Here is a 16,169-nt window from a genome sequence, read left to right on the forward strand (position 1 = left end):
GCGTGGCGAAGGTCAGACCTTGAACTTGGCGACCAGGCCATTGAGGTCTACTGCCAGACGCGAGAGGTCCTGGGCGGCGGCGCTGGTCTGGTTGGCGCCGGCAGAGGTCTGCATCGCCAGGTCACGGATGTTCACCAGGTTACGGTCGACTTCGCGTGCCACCTGCGCCTGCTCCTCCGAGGCGCTGGCAATGACCAGGTTGCGCTGGTTGATCGAGGTGATGGCCTCGGCGATCACCTCCAGCGCCTGCCCCGCGCCTTGCGCGACCTCCAGGGTGCCGTTGGCGCGCCCCTGGCTGCTGTGCATGGCACTGACCGCGCGCCCGGTGCCAGTCTGGATGCCAGCGATCATCGCTTCTATTTCCTCGGTCGATTCCTGGGTGCGGTGGGCCAACGCGCGCACTTCGTCAGCCACCACTGCAAACCCGCGTCCGGCTTCACCGGCGCGGGCGGCCTCGATGGCGGCATTCAACGCCAGCAGGTTGGTCTGCCCGGCAATCGCGCCGATGACGTCGAGCACCCGACTGATTTCGTTGGCGTGGCCGGCCAGTTGCTCGATCTCTCGAGCGGTGCCGGCCACATCACTGACCAGATGCTCGATCGAGGCCAGCGCCTGATTGACCTGGTCGCGGCCGTCGCGGGTGTTCTGGTCGGCGCCTTTGGAGGCATCGGCCGTGCTGACGGCATTGCTGGCGACTTCCTCGACCGCTGCCGTCATCTGATTGACCGCGGTGGCGGCCTGGTCGATTTCCGCGCTTTGTTGATGCAGGCCGCGGCTGGTGTCTTCGGTAACGGTGTGCAGCTCTTCCGAGGCCGAGGCCAACTGATCAGAAGAGGCGGCGATCTGCCGCAAGGTCTCGCGCAAGCTGTGTTGCATGCCGCTCAAGGCGCGCAACAGCAAAGCCGGTTCGTCGCGACCGTGCACGTGAATGTCCTGGGTCAGGTCGCCGGTGGCCACACGCTCGGCGACCGCAACTGCATCGGCCAGGGGCACAACGATGCTGCGGGTGAGGAGGGTGGCGATAGCGGCCAGGGCCAGCATGATCAGCACCAGCGCCGCGATGATTGCAGTGAAGGCTTCATCGGCCACGTCACTCGAATATTGCGAGGCATCCTGGGCGCCTTTGCCGTTGAAGGCGATCAGTGCCTGCAAGGCGCTCATCATGGCATCGGCGTCCGCTGCCAGTGGGCCGGTAATCAGCGCCTTGGCCTGTGTATCCTGAGTGCTGGCGATCAACTGCTGCACTTGCGTCTGCAGCGTGCTATAGCGCTGCCAGGCATCTTCAAAGGTCGTGAACAGGGCTTTTTCGTCGGCTTCGTCAAGGGTCTGGGCGTAACGCTGAATCTGCCCAACCAGCTCGGTGTTGACCCGCTCGGTCTCGGCCAGGTTGCGGCTGCGTTCACTGGCATCGTCATCGAGCATGGCGCGCAAGGTGAGGGCGCGGACGCGTCCGATGTCGGTACCCACACCGCTCAGCGCCAGCACTGCGGGGGTCCAGGTCAGGCGAATTTCGTCGGTGGCTTTGTCCATCTGCTGAGTTTCATAGAGCGCGACAAGCCCCATCATCAGCACCAGTGCCCCAAGTAGGGCGAATACGCTCGCGGCCCGTCTACCGATCTTCATGTTGCGAAACTGCATGGGTTGCTCCTGAACGTTGGCCTGCAGCACGCCAAAGCCTGGAGTGGACGCGCCACCCCTGGTATCTGGCTCCAGCAGCGCTGCGTGGGGTGCGAGGTGGTCCTCACCTCTGGAAAACTCCGGCAAAATGATTACACATGGCCATCATTATTGACCAGCCATTCAATGTAACCACTCGTACTCGCTTGAGCGTCGCGTGATGACCGTACAGTTACAGAAGTTCATGCCGCGACTGTGCTTGCCGGTGGCACACAGACTAGCCGGGCCACTAAGCCGTACCCAATGAACGATCCCTTAGGTACGATGAATCTTTATTTTCGAATGTAGAGGGCACTGTGGAGTTTCTTGCCGAGTACGCGAGCTTTCTCGCCAAAACCGCCACGCTGGTTATCGCCGTTCTGGTCGTGTTGTCGGCGTTCGCCGGTCTGCGCGGCAAAGGCCGACGCAAGGCAGGCGGGCAATTGCAGGTCACGCGCCTGAACGATTTCTATAAAGAGCTGCGCGAGCGGCTGGATTCGGGCCTTCTGGAAAAGGCGCAGCTCAAGCTGCTGCGCAAGCAACAGGCCAAGGCCGACAAGAAGTCGAAGAAGGCCAAGCCTTCGGACAAGCGCCGGGTGTTCGTGCTGGACTTCGATGGCGATATCAAAGCCTCGGCCACCGACAACCTGCGTCATGAAATTACCGCACTGCTGACCCTTGCCACCCCTCAGGATGAAGTGGTGCTGCGTCTGGAAAGCGGCGGTGGGCTGGTGCACAGCTATGGCCTGGCCTCCTCGCAACTGGCGCGCATTCGCCAGGCCGGTATTCCACTGACGGTGTGCATCGACAAGGTCGCCGCCAGTGGCGGCTACATGATGGCCTGCATCGCCGAGAAGATCGTCAGCGCGCCTTTTGCGGTGATCGGTTCGATTGGCGTGGTGGCGCAATTGCCTAACGTCAACCGGCTGTTGAAGAAGCACGACATCGATGTCGAAGTGCTCACTGCCGGCGAATACAAGCGCACCCTCACCGTGTTCGGCGAGAACACCGAAAAGGGCCGCGAGAAGTTCCAGGAAGATCTCGACGTCACCCACCAGTTGTTCAAGGATTTCGTCGGCCGCTACCGCCCCCAGCTGCACATCGACGAAGTCGCCACCGGCGAAGTCTGGCTCGGCGTCGCAGCGCTGAACCGGCAGTTGGTCGACGAGCTGGGAACCAGCGACGAATACCTCAGCACCTGCGCCCGCGAAGCCAACCTGTTCCACCTGCACTACGCCGAACACAAGAGCCTGCCCCAGCGCATCGGCATGAGCGCCAGCGGCGCAGTGGAGAGCGGCCTGGTATCGCTGTGGAGCAAACTTGGCAGGCTTCGCTAACACCTTGAGTGCCATGGAAATTTTTTCAACCATGGGCTTGCAAGGTGATTTGAATGCAGACATAATGGCGACCATTGAAACGCAGGCAGCTTTAAAAAGTCGTTTGCTTTCAAGGAGATAGCCAAGCAGTTATGGCTTGATCCAAACTTTGAGGCCGAGTAGCAAAGTGGTTATGCTCCGGATTGCAAATCCGTCTACGCCGGTTCGATTCCGACCTCGGCCTCCATATTCGAAAGCCCCGCAGCCATTGAGGTTGCGGGGTTTTTTAATGCCTGCGGATTTTGTCCCCCCGCTTGGTTAGGGACAAATCTGGGACACCGATGGAAATTGCGTGTCCCCAATGTCCCCGGCAAAATCCGGTGCATGGCTACTTACGAACAGCGCCCAGGCGGCGCATGGCGGGCAAAGATCCGCCGCAAAGGATACCCGTCGCTGTCGGCGACCTTCGACACCAAGGCAGAGGCCCAACGCTGGGCAGCCGAGATCGAGGGCGACATGTCGCGCGCGCGGTTCGTGGACATGCGCGAAGCTGAACGCACGACGCTGGCCGAAGCGCTCGACCGGTACGTGCGCGAGATCAGCGCGTCGAAGAAGGGCGCCAAGCAGGAGAACACCCGGGCGAACAAGTGGAAGATGCACGCGCTGGCCGGAAAAGGGCTGGCGGCGCTGCGGTCAAGCGACTTTGCTGCGTACAGGGACGAAGAGCTCAAGGCGGGAAAGTCCACGGCCACAGTCAGGCTCGACCTGGCGCTGATCAGCCACCTGTTCACGGTGGCAATCAAGGACTGGGGTATTGAGGGGCTGAGCAACCCGGTGATGAAGCTGCGGATGCCGAAGGGGGCAAAGGAGAGGGATCGCCGGCCCAAGGCGTTCGAGCTGGCCGGTGTGATCGAGAAGGCGGGAGAAATTCACGCAGAGATGCCGGCGATCATCCAGCTGGCGGTCGAGACTGCGATGCGCCGCAGCGAACTCATCGGCCTGCGCCGGGAGAACGTGAAGGCGAAGCATGCGCTGCTTGAGGACACCAAGAACGGCACGCGCCGGCTGGTTCCGCTTTCTTCGAAGGCCAGGGCGCTGCTGGACGGGCTGCCCGCGCGCCTGGACGGCCGCGTCTTCTCGCTGGCTCCGCACTCGGTCAGCCAGTATTTCCATCGAGCCTGTAAAGCCGCCGGAGTCACTGACCTGCATTTCCACGACCTGCGCCATGAGGGCACGTCGAGGCTGTTCGAGAAAGGGCTGTCGATGATGGAGGTGAGTGCAATCACGGGGCACAAGACGATGAGCATGCTAAAGCGCTACACCCATCTGTGCCCCGATACCTTGGCCGACAAGCTGGGCTAGCGGATGCTGGCGAGCGTCGGCGGGGCCTGGCGCTTTCGCCCCGGCTTGGCCGGTGCGTGCATGCCCTGCTCGAACTCCTGCAGGAACTTGCGCACGGTGCTGACGCGCCAGCACACCCGCGTACCCTGCTTGAAGAACGGCGGCAGCCAGGATGCCCCAGCCTGCCGCGCACTGCGAATTGCCGATTCCGAACGGCCAAGCATCTTGGCCAGCTCAGGAATGTGGATGATTTCTTGTTCCATGAGGTGGTCTCCGCGCCGCCGGCGGCGGCAGGTTGGTGGTCAGTCGTTGCCTTCCGTGATCCGATGCTCAACGCCCATCGAGCGCACTTCTGCTGCACCCATGAAAACCAGGTCGAGCGCAGCGCCTTGCAGGCTGCCGACGGCGTCGGTGCCTTCGTCGTCTTCTGACAGAACTGGAAGGGCCAGATGGCGAATCTGGTCGATGCCAACGCCTTCTGGGATGTCGTACCGCGTTGTGACAGTGGTGGTGACGGTAATTACGGGCATGCGAGCTCCACGCCCGCGCGCATCGGCGGGCTTGAGTAGTAGGGGAAGGGGTTAGGCGAGTTCGGCGGCGGATGCTTCGACTAAGGCCTGACTGGTGAAATTGACCGGGAGTGCGTCGGTGCTCTTGCCATCGCTTATCACCACCCAACCGTTGCGGTAGAGGGTGCAGGTGTTTCGGCCATGCTGAACCCGAGCTATCGGCAGGCCGCCGAAGGGAAGCCAGCGATTGATCCGATAGATTATCTTTCTCACGGCATCAGCTCCTTCGGCACCTGCACATGGCTTCCCAGCTTGCTCTCCACCAGCGAACGGCAGAACGCGACCAGCGCCGTCGGCCCGTAGTGCCAGCGCGTCGTGTTACCAGGGCCAGCCCAGTAGCAGGTGTCGCTGCCGCCCATGTTGGCGTTCCACTGGAAGCCGCCGCGGTGCTTGTCGATCAGCGGGCCTCCTTGGGCCCAGTTCGTGGACGGCGCGTAGACGGAGCGGATGCTTTCGATCAGCTCGATCCCGTGACGATCGTGAACTTTCACCAGCTCGCGACCGTATCGCCAGCTTGTTTCCACGTTTTCCGCTTGGGCCACCGCCCAGTCCAGCGCGGCGCCGGTGAGGTTGGATGCCCTGACGCTGATTGTGTCGGTCATGGCTGCGCCGCCTTGGGCTCCAACCGTGCCAGCCGATCGCGCAGCGAGTTGATTTCGTCCTGATATTCATCGGCCAGCTTGGCCAGGTCATCGAAGTTGACCCAGTTGCCATGCTCCGTCGGCACGCGGATCACACTGCCTTTCTCATCTTCCCCGCCCCGCCAGAAATTGAACCTGGGCAGCTGGTGCGCTTTGTCCCAGAGGTCATATCCCTCTCGAGTTTTTATATTCCTCACAGGTCATACCCCCGATGAAGTTTCTGTTGCTGCGTGTACTCGTCAGCACTGGCCCCGCAGGCAGTACCCTGGCAGCCGTGCTCGTGGCAGGTCGTCAGGTTGCAAGCCTTGCGAAACCCGCTGCCGCCGCACATTCCGCAGTCACCTTGGCGGTGATCAGGGCAGGGATATACCTCCCATGCCCTGCGCCATTTTTCATGCGGCCCCAGCATTCCGGCGCCGGTGTCTGGCACCAATGCAGTCGATGTTCGACTCACAGCTCATACCTCTCATCAATCCAGCGCCCAGGCGCCAGTGCGGGTGTAGGTTCGGGTTGTTGTTCGTGCGGGGAGGGTGGCCAGGCTGCGTCGGTGCGGGCCTGCCACTCGCAGGTGCTGGCGCGGGCCTGGGCGCAGTTCTTGCCGGATGCGTCGAAGCACAGCTCGCCATTGCAGCCGGCCAGGGTGGCCAGCAGCAGGAGGCAGAGGGCGAGGCGGGTCATGCGGTGAGCTCCAGTTGAGTGCCGTCCTTTGGCGCTAGGCTGGCTACTGCTACTGCTACGGCGTAGGCTTCGGGGTGCTGTTTGTCGAATGCCGGGGTGCGCACTGTTTCAACCCACTGACCAGCCGCCGGCCCTTTATCCAGCCATGCTTGGGTGCTGGTGTGCTGGGTCCAGGTGGTGGGGCTCATACCGAGTTCTTTGAGCTGCCGGCTTGTGATAAAGCCTTGGCTTCGCATCAGGGCCAGGGCGCGCAGCGCCTTTTCCTTCCACGGTGTGAGGCGTGTAGGTGATGGAACGCCGGCTGCCACCTGCGGCACCACCATAGGCACTTGGCAGCGCTCCTCTGGGTTCCAGTCGAACAGGTCGTGGTCGTTGAAATAGCCGGTTCCGGCCAGAAGCTCGCGCAGCTTGTAGTCTTCAAAGTGCACTCGCTCGATGAGGCCGGCCGGAATTCTCACGGTTCCGTGTCGAGGAATCAGGACTGGAACGCCCATGAAGCCGAGCAGCTTGGCAATGCCCGCGCTCGCATCACTGATTTTGCTGACGATCACCAAGCGGTGGTCGGGGCCTTTAAGTCCGTACCGGTACTGCCAGGGGTTCGGCATGATCTGGTCAGCAACCTTGGCGTTCAGGGCCAGTTTCGCCTCGACGCCGATCTGACGGCCTTCTTCATGGACTACGAGGATGTCGAAGCCGCCGGTTTCGGGATAGCAGGTCCAGCCAGGCTGAGCATTCATGTCGCGGATGAAAATCTCGCACAACTCGGCCTCCGTCTTGATCGGTGTCTTTTCGGTCATGGGCATGCCTCGCCGCCATATCGCGGCAGTGAATAGAGGGGAGAGGGGTTACAGCTTTGGTGAAAGCGCGGAGTCGCACAGCTGGTCAATGCGCAAGCTTTCACTTTCCGAGGGCGTTGAGCAATCGGGATGCTCAGCCGGGAAGTCTTCGACCGTCATGCGATCGCGCAAAAGGCGGTAGCGCTCTGCATCTTTAAGGACGCTCTTGTAGATGTCGGATACTTCTTCCGGCTCAACGCCAAGATCGGCCAGCAGCGCATGCGCCTCGGCCAGCTGGGCCAGCAATGCAATCTCCAGCTTCGACCACTGCTCTTGGCGCCCACGGAGGGCGGTACGCAGTTGACCGATCTTGGCGCGCAGCCGCTCAACCTCGGCAGGGTCGGCGTGGGTGTAGGCCCGCTCGATCCTGGCAAAGCTGGCCGGGTTTCCACACAGGTCCGTCATGCTTGAGGGTGGCACGCCGTCAATCCATTCAGTGACGACTTCTCCCAATTCGTTGATGCCACGCCACGCCACCGGATCGCCCTGAACTGCTGGCGCAGGGTGGTTGTAGAGCTTGTCGCCCCGCCGCAGTGGATTGCCGTCATCGCCATAGATCAGCTCGACAAACAAGCCGTCATCGCCCTCGTCTACGACCGCTATCGGCTGAACCTGGTGCTGCTTGGCCGACTGCGCGGCGTTCCAAAGCGCCAGACTCGGCGCTGTTGCGCCGCAACCTTCGCACTCTGGCCCGCGCTGGCCTGCGCCATTCAGCCATCCCTCTGGATCGACTTTGCCGCCGCAGAATGGGCAGCGTACGTTCTCTGTATTGCTGGATCGGTTCTCTGTGGCCATGGGATACCTCAAGCTGAGCGTTCGAGTTGTTGTTGGAGGCGTTGGCCGATCCAGCGGACGACGGGTACGGCCTTGCTGTTACCGATTGCCTTGTAGCGGGGGCCGTCAGGGCACAAGCCTGCGACTCGACCGCGATAGGGGATCAGCGTGTAGTCGTCAGGGAAGCCCTGAAGTCGTTCGCACTCGCGCGGGGTCAGCCTACGAACGGCTGAACCTGCAAGCACGTTGCGCTCTTGAGAGCGACCTCCGTCGCCAGGTGCGGTCAGCGCGTAGGCGATGTCTCCTCCGACCTCCAAAGACCTACCGCCTTCTCGGCCTCGCTCCTGGAAAGCAATGCAGGGGAGGCCCTGGCCAGGCTTGCCGCCACCAGTTGATAATGTGCCCGCCACTTGCCCGTCACCGCCCTCCAAGCGGACCTCGCTACGGCTGTTCTCGGCGAATGCGAGAACTGCATTCTCCTGGCCGCTGTTTCTCCCGAGTGCGAATGCTTGGTCGTATCTACGATCAGCAGAAATGGATGCTGACGGGCATTGGAACTGCATTGCTTGCTGCACTTACCGCATTGGCCGGAGCGCTGTATAAGACGGTAAATCGAGTGCCCGACTGAAACCGCGCCGCCCTCGCCGGGCAGGCGTTATCGTTAAATTCCGGAAGGCGCTGGAGGGCAGCGCGGGGTCAGGCGGCAGCGGCCCGCTCTTTGATCGCCATGATGGCGTTGGCAGCGTGGCGCGCGTAGAACAGGCGGGCCATCAGGTTCGGGCATGGCTTACTGATCTTCGTCTCCCATAGGTCGCTGCCGCCGAGCAACGACTCGTTGTTCATTAAGAAGTCGTAGGCAAGGACCAATTCGGTATCGCGGCCCTCTGCGAAGGTTTCGACCTCTTCAACGACATCAGCTAGGTCGCTGAATGGCAGGCGCTCATCGTCTTCAGCAGCGCGCTCGCGCAACCACTCGACCAGTTCCTCAGCCTGTTCCAGCGTGGCTCCTTGATCGGGAATTCCAGCTATCAATGCCGGTATCTGATCGGCATCGAACTCCTCATCAATGCGGCCAACGATGCAACTGCAAACCGTATCGCGAATGCTGTCGAAGTCGATGACCTCGCGCTTGCAGGTACTCTCCAGCTTTTCGTGCAGATACCCGTCGCTTTGGTGGCGCAGGAAGTTGATTCCGTAGTCGGCACCGACATGCCACAGCAGTCCGTCGATATCGCCGAACATCGACATACCGTAGGCGGTGACGCAGATATCAAAGTGGTAGACCCGTGTGCCGGGTTGCTGGCAGCGCCAAACCTCGACGCCGTTCTCATTCACCAGCTGGGTGTATTGGTGCTGGGCCAGGTCTTCAGCGACGCGGGCGGCGAGTTCTGATCGCTCTTGCTCTTTCATGGCTTTCTCCATGCATGCGCCGCCCTCCGTGGCCGGATGCGGCTTGATTTGGTGAGATTCAGCCGTTGCCGAGCAGCAAAAGGCCGGTGTCGTCGGGGTCGTCGCCCAGCATCAGGTCGGGCGCTCGCAGCTCGCGCCCGATGCGGAACTGGTCGAGCCGGCGCGCCACAAAATCCGACACCACGATTTCGTGGCGCGGCGCGCTGAGGAAATGCCGGGCCGCTTCAGGCCCTAATTCATGGATGCGGTGGATCAGCAGGGTCATAGCCTCTCCGTTTTCCTCGACGCTGGCCCAGGCTTTGATCTCATCAAGAGCCTGGCGGGTGCCGGGGCGCACCTTCAATCGCAGGTCTTCTTCCTGCAAGCGCTCGGCCTTGGCTCTGCGCTTCTCGTCACGCTGCTGCTGCGTCAGAGCCATCATCGCCTCCATTGCGCACGAACGTGGAGCCGGGCGCGTATCCCTGCAGGTCACACACTCGATTGATGATCTTGAGCGCGGCGTCAAAGACCTTGGCGTCGTCCGGCTCGCGAGCCAAGCGCTTCATGTTGGGCTGATGCTCCAGGCACACCTTGTCGACCAGGCGCCGGGCCAGCCTGCGCAGGTGGTCGGCGCTGTCGTGGATGCGGACGCTCAGAGCAAAGGCCATGGCAACGTCATCGGGCCGGTACTGGCCGCCGCTGCGCGTGTTGTACAGCTTCTTCACCGGGCGATTCAGCCAGCCCGGCAGGGTTACCACTCCGGAAGGTGCTTTTTTCATGTGGGTGCTCTGTAAGGCCGCTGCGCGGCAAGTGGAACTGCTCTTGCCGCCGGCGCTGGCGGACCAAGGTGCTGATGCGCTTCATGCGGCGCGCGCCGAGGCCAGTTGGTCGTAGATCTCCACTACCTGCTGAGTGAGGTTTTCGATGGTTGCGGCGCCGCGTTTGCGCTGGGCGCTGCTCCACTGGCTGCTACGGTAGAAGAGCAGGGCGAGGTGGCGCTGCAGTTCCTGGCGTCGGCTGATGAGCGCCATGGCTTTGGTGATGGTCATGGCTCCCCCTAGAACGGAATATCATCTTCGAAGCTGTCGAAGTCTTGGGCCTGCTGTTGCGGCTGTTGGCGTTGCTGCTGCGCCTGCTGGCCCTGCCGATTGCTCTGGTGGTGCTGCTGTGGCTGGCGCTGTTGCTGCTGCCCGCCGCCCTGATTTTCCGGCCGGCCTCCCAGCAGTTGCATCGTGCCGTTGATGTCGACATGCACCTCGGTGCTGTATCGCTTGATGCCGTCCTTCTCCCACTCGCGGGTCTTGAGCTTGCCCTCGATGTAGCACTGCGAGCCTTTGCGCATGTACTCGCCGGCGATCTCGGCGACCTTGCCGAACAGCACGACCCGGTGCCATTCGGTTTTCTCAACCTTCTGGCCGGTCTGCTTATCGGTCCAAGCCTCGCTGGTGGCAAGACTCAGGTTGGTTACCGCGTTGCCGTTGGGCAGGTAGCGGGTCTGGGGATCCTGGCCGCAGGTGCCTACCAGGATGACTTTGTTTACTCCACGGGCCATGGGGCCTCCTTACTTGATGCGGATCGCGCTCTCGCCGCGCTCCAGGTGAGCCCAGGTCGGTTCAGCGATCAGTTCGTGTTCGCAGTCCTCGCCGGCGTCCATGCGCTTGCGCACAGCGTCGTTGTGCTCGCGGTCAGCCTTGAGCTTGGCGGCGATGGCGTTTTTATCCGGGGCGATCTTGGTCACCACCGAGGTCAGGTCGTCAGGCACCGCCTGCTCGTTGTCGACGATCACCCGCTCTTTGCCGGTAACCAGGCTGATGGTGAAGAGCGGCCGCTTGATCGACTTGATGTTGGCAGCGTCCATATTCCGGCGCAGGTAGTCGGTGATGGCCGTCACGCTGTTCGCCTTGATGCGCTTGAGCTCGACGAGGCGCTCGATCTCCGCGTCGATCGCAAGGATGTCGCCCTCGATGTTGCGACGCAGCATGACGATGCTGTCGGCCTTGACCTCGAACTCGCCTTGTATGCCAGACATGGTGTCTTGAATGGCCTGCTTGAGGCCTTCATCGTCCGTGTCGCACATGGCTGCCAGGTCGGCCATCTGACCGGTGAGCGCGTATAGCTGGGTCATGCTGCAGCCTCCTGTGTCTTGCCTGCTTCGAGGTTTTTCAGCTCAAGCGAGATACGCGCGGCGCCTTTCTCGTCCTTGCGGCCGATAAGCTTGCGCACGGCGTGGTCGTGGATTTTCTTGCGCTCATGCGGCGTTACTGCCTTCTGCATGGTCGTGATGGTGTCGCGGATGAAGTCGAGCCGCTCCTGCTGCTGCCGGTCGATCTCGGCCTGGCGGTCTTCGGCCTGTTCGATGGCCTGCTCGGCTTCCAGCTGCTGCCGGTAGTTCACGTCGTCGAACATGCCCAGGAACACGTCGGCGCTGAAGCCCAGCATCGACAGCGCCTTCTTGATGGCATCTGTCAGCGATTTTTTCGGGGCTTCGCCATCAGTGGTAGTGCCGTACTTCGACTTGTACAAGTACTGGGTGCAGCCGTACTGCTCGATCTCGCCACGCTGGCCGTCGAGCACGAACCAGAACTTGATCTTGATGGTGTGGTTCAGCTCGAAGCCCAGGCTCACGCGTTTTTCACCCTCGCCGCTGAACATCTCGGCGCCCTTGTCGAAGCGCTCTTCCGCCACATTCCAGCCGAAGCCGATTCCGGCCGGGCCGAATACCTCGGTGGCTTTCATGATCATCGCGGTGCCGTTCAGGCTGGTGATCTGCTGACCGCCGACCTTGGCCTCTTTGGTGAAGCGGGTGTCGGTGGTCTGCACCTGGTCCCAGATGCGAAGGTTGTTCGTGGACATGCGAATCTCCCGCGCCATCCTTGCGTAGGGGCGCTGATGTGTTCGGTTACTGAGTGATTGAGCCAGCCAGAGCGCTGGCCAGCATGAGGGCGGTACACGCGAAGAGGGCAGAGAAGGAGCCGCGCCAGATGACCAGGCGGCGGGCGCGCTGGTGGCGAGTCATGGGCATGGCCTCGGCCTAGCGATTGGCCGGCGTTTCAGCCAGTCCGCCTTGATCGGGTAGGGCAGGTCTGCCACGCGCATGCCTACCGGGAAACGGAGAGTGCCGCGCACCTGGGCGGCGTGCGCTTCCTCGACCTGCTCGTCGATGAGCGATTTCACGATTGGAGTCGTCATTGCGCCTCCTGCCTTCGGTAGCCTGCGTCATAGATTGCTTCGGCAACTATCCTTCCGCCATCTCTGGCCCGCAGACCTGTTACCTGGAAGATTTCTGTAACCGCCTTTTCACGCTCTTCCGCTTCAATCTGTTCTGGCGTGCGCATGGGGCGGAAGAAGGAGAAATCTCCTATTGCATGAACGCGCCCATCTTCAGTTTTCAGAAGTCCCATCGCGCCGCCATTGGCCGCATAGGCTTTACCAATGAATACACCGGGCACCCACTCGTTTAGCGGGCGTCCTTGGTTGGCAGTTTCGGCGTAGATGTAGCCCTCACAGGGCGTACCATCTGGAGGAAGATAGCCTTCCCAGTCAGCTTCGCTCATGCAGCCTCCTTGCGCCCATCAACGATCCTGTTGAGGCGCTCGCAGTAGTGGTTGAATTCTTCGATGGTGAGGCGTTGGTCGGCCAGCATCTCGGTGAGCAGCCTGAGCACCATGGCCTGCCACTCTGGCGGTGTTGCGGGATCGGCCATCGCATCGAGCTCGTTGTCGATCAGCACATGAGGACTTTTCACTCTGCCTCCTCGGCCTGGGCCAGAACTCCTTGTTCAGCGAATGGCATGAGCAGGTCGTGGGCGATCTGCCGCAAAGCTTCGTCAGGGTCAGGCACGGCCAGCAGGTTGTGCGCAGCTTCCTGCGAGTCGCCGCCGTGCTTGGCGTGGGCGCTGAGGATCAGCCGGCCCAGCAACGTGTTGCCGGTGCCTTGGCAAAGTCGGTCCATGGCGAACTCCTCGACCGCGACAGCGAATCGCTCCTGCGTCACACCCTGTTGCGGCCGCATGCGGCGCTTGAACACGTAGTCCGCGCCGCGCATCAGCTGGTCGATGCCTTCCTCGATCCAGCAGCGTTCAGCTTCTTCCTCTGCCGATTCGCTCACCGGTGGAGGCAACTGGTTGTCGTACTGCCATTGTGCTGCTTGAAGTGCGCGCATGGTCGCCTCCAGGTGGTGGGTTACTCGGTGGGTGGGGTGAGGTGTGGCTGCCAGTGCGTCACGCGGTGCTCGAAGCGCGAGCCATCCCCGTATCGCCAGTCAATGCCGTTCCAGTAGAGGAACCGGGCGCCGTTGAAGGCGCTTTGCGCTTTCCGTGCCGGGGTGTAGACGATGACCCAGGCCTTACCGCCACCCTTGGGCAGCTCGGGCATTTGCTCAGAGCACTTGATCCAGCCGCTCATGGCTTCACCCGGGCGGCGAGCATGGCGTCGGCGTATCCGTAAGCAGATTCAGCGGCCTGCTTCGGGGTCATCTCGGCAAAAGAGCCCCACATTTCGTTGCCGGGGTACGGGAGCATCCCCTGTAGCGCCTTGGCCGCTAAGTAGTCGCGCAGGGTCATGCCCGGATCATCAGTCACGCTCAAACCGATTCCGTTTGCTGCTGCGCCACTGTCGTAGCCGATGGTGGGGAACGCTGGTCCGCCTGTGTCTTTGCTCATCACTTGAACCTCGGTAGTCAACCGCATTGATCAGGCGCCGGGCACCAGGGACCAAGCTGGGCGTGAAAAGCCAAGCCCGGCACCTGTCGATGCGGTCGTATGTGAAGGGAAGGGGGTGCGGGGTGTATCGGTGATGCGATCTGACCGGTACTGATCTCCGGCTTGGGTTTAGTCAATAACTCCGGGGCTTTTAGCCACACCCCCAGTAGGTCCGGCACCATTACCGGCCACGCTGTAAATCCACTGGCGCATCAGCCTGCGCATTCAGATCGCATCCCGATGCACCCTGCGATGGGGAGCAGGGCATCGGGCCGTCTTTCCGGCTGTCAGGGAACTAAGATCTGCCCAACTCTTCATGCCAGTAATAGGCGATTGGGTAAAAATACCTTTGAATGTCCAGCTTTACTCCGTAGCGGAAAATTCCGCCGCCAATCCGTGAATAGAATTCTGTGGCTGCGATAACTCCTTGTCCGTCTGGAGTTTTCACGCGATCTCCGACACGCATCGCATTGCCCTCCATGGTGGTTGGCTTCCCGTCTGGCCCTGTCGCCAAGGCCAGCCAGTGAAATCACTTAATGCCTGAGGCGAGCCTGAATTCTTTCCAGTCAGCCTCCGTCACATGAATGGTCTCGTCACCGAAGTCTTTTCCTCGATCGATGTCGTCAACCAGATTCTTCGGATAGAAATCAGCGCGACTATGCGAAGACCCACGAACCTCGCCATCCGGATCACAGAAGAAGTGATCGATTCCTTCTGGCCATTCGCTGACCTCCAAACCCAGTACCGCAATCAGTCTCGCCATGCTCATTCCTCCAGTGGATTCCCAAAGCACCCGGTCGCCCAGGTGCTTCAGTGAATCGTCAGGCGGTCAGAGCGTTCAGCTTCTGGCGGCAGTCGCGCATCTCTGCGAGGCAGCGACGACCGTCTTCATGGTCACCCTTGCGAAACGCTTCCAGCGCCCAGCGCTTCCACTCAGAAATGAAGAAGGCGAGATCGCCGGCGATGGCTTGTTTCTCGGTGATGAACTGGCCTTTCTCGTTGCGGTAGATCATCTGGTTTCCCTCCAGTGGATTCCCAATACCGCCTCATCGAAGCGGCATCAGTGAATCTCGTGGTGCGCCGCGACCCGCTACTGGCGTCGGTCGCTGGCTTCAATCGTTCTGTCAAAGAGCTTGCTCAGGTCGGGTCCGCTTGATGCTTTCGCCTTGCGGGGCCTGGATCGACACTTCGCTGTCGTCTGCTATCTGGCGTGTCCAGATGGTTTGAGGCTTGAGGGCCTCCCGAGGGGCTGAACCGTCTCGGTGAACAAAAAGTAGCACTGCTGCTATTGATGAGTCAACAGCAGTGCTAATATTTTTTCACCGCCCACAAAAAAGCCCGCGCAGTGGCGGGCTAAGTGCTGGATGCCGGATAGCTATCGGGACGGGGCTGGATCCACTTTAGGGGATTCCTGCAATTGTTGCTGAACCTGAATTCTCTCCAAAAGCTTTTGAGTGGCTTGGGACTGGATCTTCGCTGACTCTACAAGCTGTGACGTTTCGCGGCCTGAATCGAAACTTGCAACAGAAAGGCCAATGATCGTACCTATGATGCCGGAGACGCCGAGAACCGTAGCTGCGGCGGCACCCCATACACTGCGCTTAACGTCTTTGATTTCACCTAGCTGGGACTGAATCAGCTTGAGCTCACCGCGCATTTCAGCAGAATCCTGGCGGACTGCAGAAAGCGTATCGCGCACGGCGCCTTCGAAGCCGGCCAAACGTGCATCAATCTTGGCTTGGGTGGCTTCCAGCTTTGCGTCCAACTCTTCACGTGTGATATCGCTCATCAAGCGAGTATCGTCTTCCCGTACGTCTTTGTCACGATCCATTGGTCCGCCAACCCTGGGTGCAGGCGCAATCATTAGGCGATCAAAGTATCGTCGGGCGTCGAAAGAATAATCATCAAGACTTGCGGCTGAAGGTTTCACGTAGCTTCTCCTCAATCCCTTGATGGTCTTCGCTCAGGGCTTGGATCAACAGTGCGCATAACTGTTCCTGCCTATCAGCCTTGTCCCCTAGGTAACCCTGAGAGATCCTAACGCTATCTTCAAGATCTTCTTCTAGCCCATCTGATGCTGTCACCATCGGAGTGATCGTCCCTAAGACCATCGACGCAGCAGTAGATGTGAGCATCACCTCAGTGAGAATCATTGCAAGCGTCCTGTTGATGACATGTTGCCTTGCAAGTCGTTCGTTAAGTCCATTTATAACCGTCTGTAGCTCATCTTTTGTAGCTAATTCCGTCATTGGAATTTCCTCTTAAAGCAT

28 protein-coding genes, 1 tRNA gene and 1 pseudogene are annotated in these 16,169 nt (G+C 60.8%); 3 read left to right on the forward strand and 27 right to left on the reverse strand.

Translation table 11 applies throughout. The features are described 5' to 3' along the window. Positions 1-12 precede the first annotated feature (12 nt). Complete coding sequence (locus LK03_RS14535) at positions 13-1,638, reverse strand: methyl-accepting chemotaxis protein (protein ID WP_038413062.1); 1,626 nt, start codon at positions 1,636-1,638, stop codon at positions 13-15. 335 nt (positions 1,639-1,973) lie between these two features. On the opposite strand from LK03_RS14535, the gene sohB reads away from it, so the two are divergent. The 3 genes from sohB (at position 1,974) to LK03_RS14550 (ending at position 4,334) form a co-directional block, all read left to right on the forward strand. Then, positions 1,974-2,993 carry a protease SohB gene (gene sohB / locus LK03_RS14540; protein ID WP_038413063.1) on the forward strand — a complete coding sequence of 340 codons (1,020 nt, stop codon included), beginning with the start codon at positions 1,974-1,976 and terminating at the stop codon, positions 2,991-2,993. Positions 2,994-3,145: 152 nt separating this feature from the next. Beyond that, positions 3,146-3,219, forward strand: a tRNA-Cys gene (locus tag LK03_RS14545). A 137-nt stretch (positions 3,220-3,356) separates the two neighbouring features. Then, a complete protein-coding gene (locus LK03_RS14550; protein ID WP_038413064.1) occupies positions 3,357-4,334 on the forward strand; it encodes a tyrosine-type recombinase/integrase in 978 nt (325 codons plus the stop codon). Here the strand turns inward: LK03_RS14550 and LK03_RS14555 are convergent. The 26 genes and pseudogenes from LK03_RS14555 to LK03_RS14670 all read right to left on the reverse strand — a co-directional run bounded on the left by LK03_RS14555 (position 4,331) and on the right by LK03_RS14670 (position 16,148). Then, positions 4,331-4,576 (reverse strand): helix-turn-helix transcriptional regulator, encoded by a 246-nt coding sequence (locus tag LK03_RS14555; protein ID WP_038413065.1) that lies wholly within the window; start codon positions 4,574-4,576, stop codon positions 4,331-4,333. The two genes, LK03_RS14550 and LK03_RS14555, sit on opposite strands and share 4 nt — an antisense overlap. Positions 4,577-4,615: 39 nt before the next feature. Further along, positions 4,616-4,843: a hypothetical protein gene (locus tag LK03_RS14560; RefSeq protein WP_038412802.1), complete on the reverse strand. Its 228-nt coding sequence runs from the start codon at positions 4,841-4,843 to the stop codon at positions 4,616-4,618. Between the two features lie 51 nt (positions 4,844-4,894). Beyond that, the gene (locus LK03_RS14565) at positions 4,895-5,095 is read right to left on the reverse strand and encodes a hypothetical protein (protein WP_038413066.1); all 201 of its coding nucleotides are present in this window, start codon (positions 5,093-5,095) and stop codon (positions 4,895-4,897) included. Next, a complete protein-coding gene (locus tag LK03_RS14570; RefSeq protein ID WP_038413067.1) occupies positions 5,092-5,484 on the reverse strand; it encodes a phage protein NinX family protein in 393 nt (130 codons plus the stop codon). Before LK03_RS14570 ends, LK03_RS14565 begins: the two co-directional genes overlap by 4 nt. Further along, the gene (locus LK03_RS22660) at positions 5,481-5,609 is read right to left on the reverse strand and encodes a hypothetical protein (RefSeq protein ID WP_276203303.1); all 129 of its coding nucleotides are present in this window, start codon (positions 5,607-5,609) and stop codon (positions 5,481-5,483) included. The genes LK03_RS14570 and LK03_RS22660 overlap by 4 nt, the downstream gene beginning before the upstream one ends. Before the next feature lie 364 nt (positions 5,610-5,973). Continuing rightward, positions 5,974-6,201, reverse strand: a complete 228-nt coding sequence (locus tag LK03_RS14575; protein WP_038413069.1) for a hypothetical protein — start codon at positions 6,199-6,201, stop codon at positions 5,974-5,976. Continuing rightward, a complete protein-coding gene (locus tag LK03_RS14580) occupies positions 6,198-6,998 on the reverse strand; it encodes a hypothetical protein (RefSeq protein ID WP_038414734.1) in 801 nt (266 codons plus the stop codon). Before LK03_RS14580 ends, LK03_RS14575 begins: the two co-directional genes overlap by 4 nt. Positions 6,999-7,046: 48 nt before the next feature. Then, complete coding sequence (locus tag LK03_RS14585) at positions 7,047-7,832, reverse strand: hypothetical protein (RefSeq protein WP_038413071.1); 786 nt, start codon at positions 7,830-7,832, stop codon at positions 7,047-7,049. Positions 7,833-7,840: 8 nt separating this feature from the next. Beyond that, positions 7,841-8,320, reverse strand: a pseudogene (locus tag LK03_RS21990) (DNA cytosine methyltransferase); the annotation flags it as partial. A gap of 187 nt (positions 8,321-8,507) precedes the next feature. After that, positions 8,508-9,221 (reverse strand): hypothetical protein, encoded by a 714-nt coding sequence (locus tag LK03_RS14590; RefSeq protein WP_038413072.1) that lies wholly within the window; start codon positions 9,219-9,221, stop codon positions 8,508-8,510. A 58-nt stretch (positions 9,222-9,279) separates the two neighbouring features. Then, a complete protein-coding gene (locus tag LK03_RS14595; protein ID WP_038413073.1) occupies positions 9,280-9,639 on the reverse strand; it encodes a hypothetical protein in 360 nt (119 codons plus the stop codon). Next, positions 9,614-9,979 carry a hypothetical protein gene (locus tag LK03_RS14600; protein WP_038413074.1) on the reverse strand — a complete coding sequence of 122 codons (366 nt, stop codon included), beginning with the start codon at positions 9,977-9,979 and terminating at the stop codon, positions 9,614-9,616. Before LK03_RS14600 ends, LK03_RS14595 begins: the two co-directional genes overlap by 26 nt. A gap of 81 nt (positions 9,980-10,060) precedes the next feature. Next, positions 10,061-10,249, reverse strand: a complete 189-nt coding sequence (locus tag LK03_RS14605; RefSeq protein WP_038413075.1) for a hypothetical protein — start codon at positions 10,247-10,249, stop codon at positions 10,061-10,063. 8 nt (positions 10,250-10,257) lie between these two features. Further along, positions 10,258-10,752 carry a single-stranded DNA-binding protein gene (locus tag LK03_RS14610; RefSeq protein WP_038413076.1) on the reverse strand — a complete coding sequence of 165 codons (495 nt, stop codon included), beginning with the start codon at positions 10,750-10,752 and terminating at the stop codon, positions 10,258-10,260. Positions 10,753-10,761: 9 nt separating this feature from the next. Beyond that, the gene (locus LK03_RS14615) at positions 10,762-11,325 is read right to left on the reverse strand and encodes a siphovirus Gp157 family protein (RefSeq protein WP_038413077.1); all 564 of its coding nucleotides are present in this window, start codon (positions 11,323-11,325) and stop codon (positions 10,762-10,764) included. Continuing rightward, positions 11,322-12,053 (reverse strand): hypothetical protein, encoded by a 732-nt coding sequence (locus LK03_RS14620; RefSeq protein WP_038413078.1) that lies wholly within the window; start codon positions 12,051-12,053, stop codon positions 11,322-11,324. Before LK03_RS14620 ends, LK03_RS14615 begins: the two co-directional genes overlap by 4 nt. A 159-nt stretch (positions 12,054-12,212) precedes the next feature. Next, positions 12,213-12,389 carry a hypothetical protein gene (locus LK03_RS22320; protein ID WP_038413079.1) on the reverse strand — a complete coding sequence of 59 codons (177 nt, stop codon included), beginning with the start codon at positions 12,387-12,389 and terminating at the stop codon, positions 12,213-12,215. Further along, positions 12,386-12,754 (reverse strand): hypothetical protein, encoded by a 369-nt coding sequence (locus tag LK03_RS14630; protein ID WP_038413080.1) that lies wholly within the window; start codon positions 12,752-12,754, stop codon positions 12,386-12,388. The genes LK03_RS22320 and LK03_RS14630 overlap by 4 nt, the downstream gene beginning before the upstream one ends. Continuing rightward, positions 12,751-12,945: a hypothetical protein gene (locus LK03_RS14635; protein WP_038413081.1), complete on the reverse strand. Its 195-nt coding sequence runs from the start codon at positions 12,943-12,945 to the stop codon at positions 12,751-12,753. Before LK03_RS14635 ends, LK03_RS14630 begins: the two co-directional genes overlap by 4 nt. After that, positions 12,942-13,361 carry a hypothetical protein gene (locus LK03_RS14640; RefSeq protein WP_038413082.1) on the reverse strand — a complete coding sequence of 140 codons (420 nt, stop codon included), beginning with the start codon at positions 13,359-13,361 and terminating at the stop codon, positions 12,942-12,944. Before LK03_RS14640 ends, LK03_RS14635 begins: the two co-directional genes overlap by 4 nt. Before the next feature lie 20 nt (positions 13,362-13,381). Further along, complete coding sequence (locus tag LK03_RS14645) at positions 13,382-13,603, reverse strand: DUF551 domain-containing protein (protein WP_038413083.1); 222 nt, start codon at positions 13,601-13,603, stop codon at positions 13,382-13,384. After that, positions 13,600-13,860: a hypothetical protein gene (locus tag LK03_RS14650; protein ID WP_156109537.1), complete on the reverse strand. Its 261-nt coding sequence runs from the start codon at positions 13,858-13,860 to the stop codon at positions 13,600-13,602. Before LK03_RS14650 ends, LK03_RS14645 begins: the two co-directional genes overlap by 4 nt. A 568-nt stretch (positions 13,861-14,428) precedes the next feature. Next, the gene (locus LK03_RS14655) at positions 14,429-14,662 is read right to left on the reverse strand and encodes a hypothetical protein (RefSeq protein ID WP_038413085.1); all 234 of its coding nucleotides are present in this window, start codon (positions 14,660-14,662) and stop codon (positions 14,429-14,431) included. Between the two features lie 58 nt (positions 14,663-14,720). After that, positions 14,721-14,912, reverse strand: a complete 192-nt coding sequence (locus tag LK03_RS14660; RefSeq protein WP_038413086.1) for a hypothetical protein — start codon at positions 14,910-14,912, stop codon at positions 14,721-14,723. Between the two features lie 362 nt (positions 14,913-15,274). Beyond that, complete coding sequence (locus tag LK03_RS14665; protein ID WP_156109538.1) at positions 15,275-15,829, reverse strand: hypothetical protein; 555 nt, start codon at positions 15,827-15,829, stop codon at positions 15,275-15,277. Further along, entirely contained in the window at positions 15,804-16,148 is a 345-nt protein-coding gene (locus LK03_RS14670; protein ID WP_038413088.1) for a hypothetical protein, read from the reverse strand. The genes LK03_RS14665 and LK03_RS14670 overlap by 26 nt, the downstream gene beginning before the upstream one ends. Between the last annotated feature and the right edge of the window lie 21 nt (positions 16,149-16,169).

The organism is Pseudomonas cremoricolorata (genome assembly GCF_000759535.1).
In the GTDB taxonomy this organism is placed as follows: domain Bacteria; phylum Pseudomonadota; class Gammaproteobacteria; order Pseudomonadales; family Pseudomonadaceae; genus Aquipseudomonas; species Aquipseudomonas cremoricolorata_A.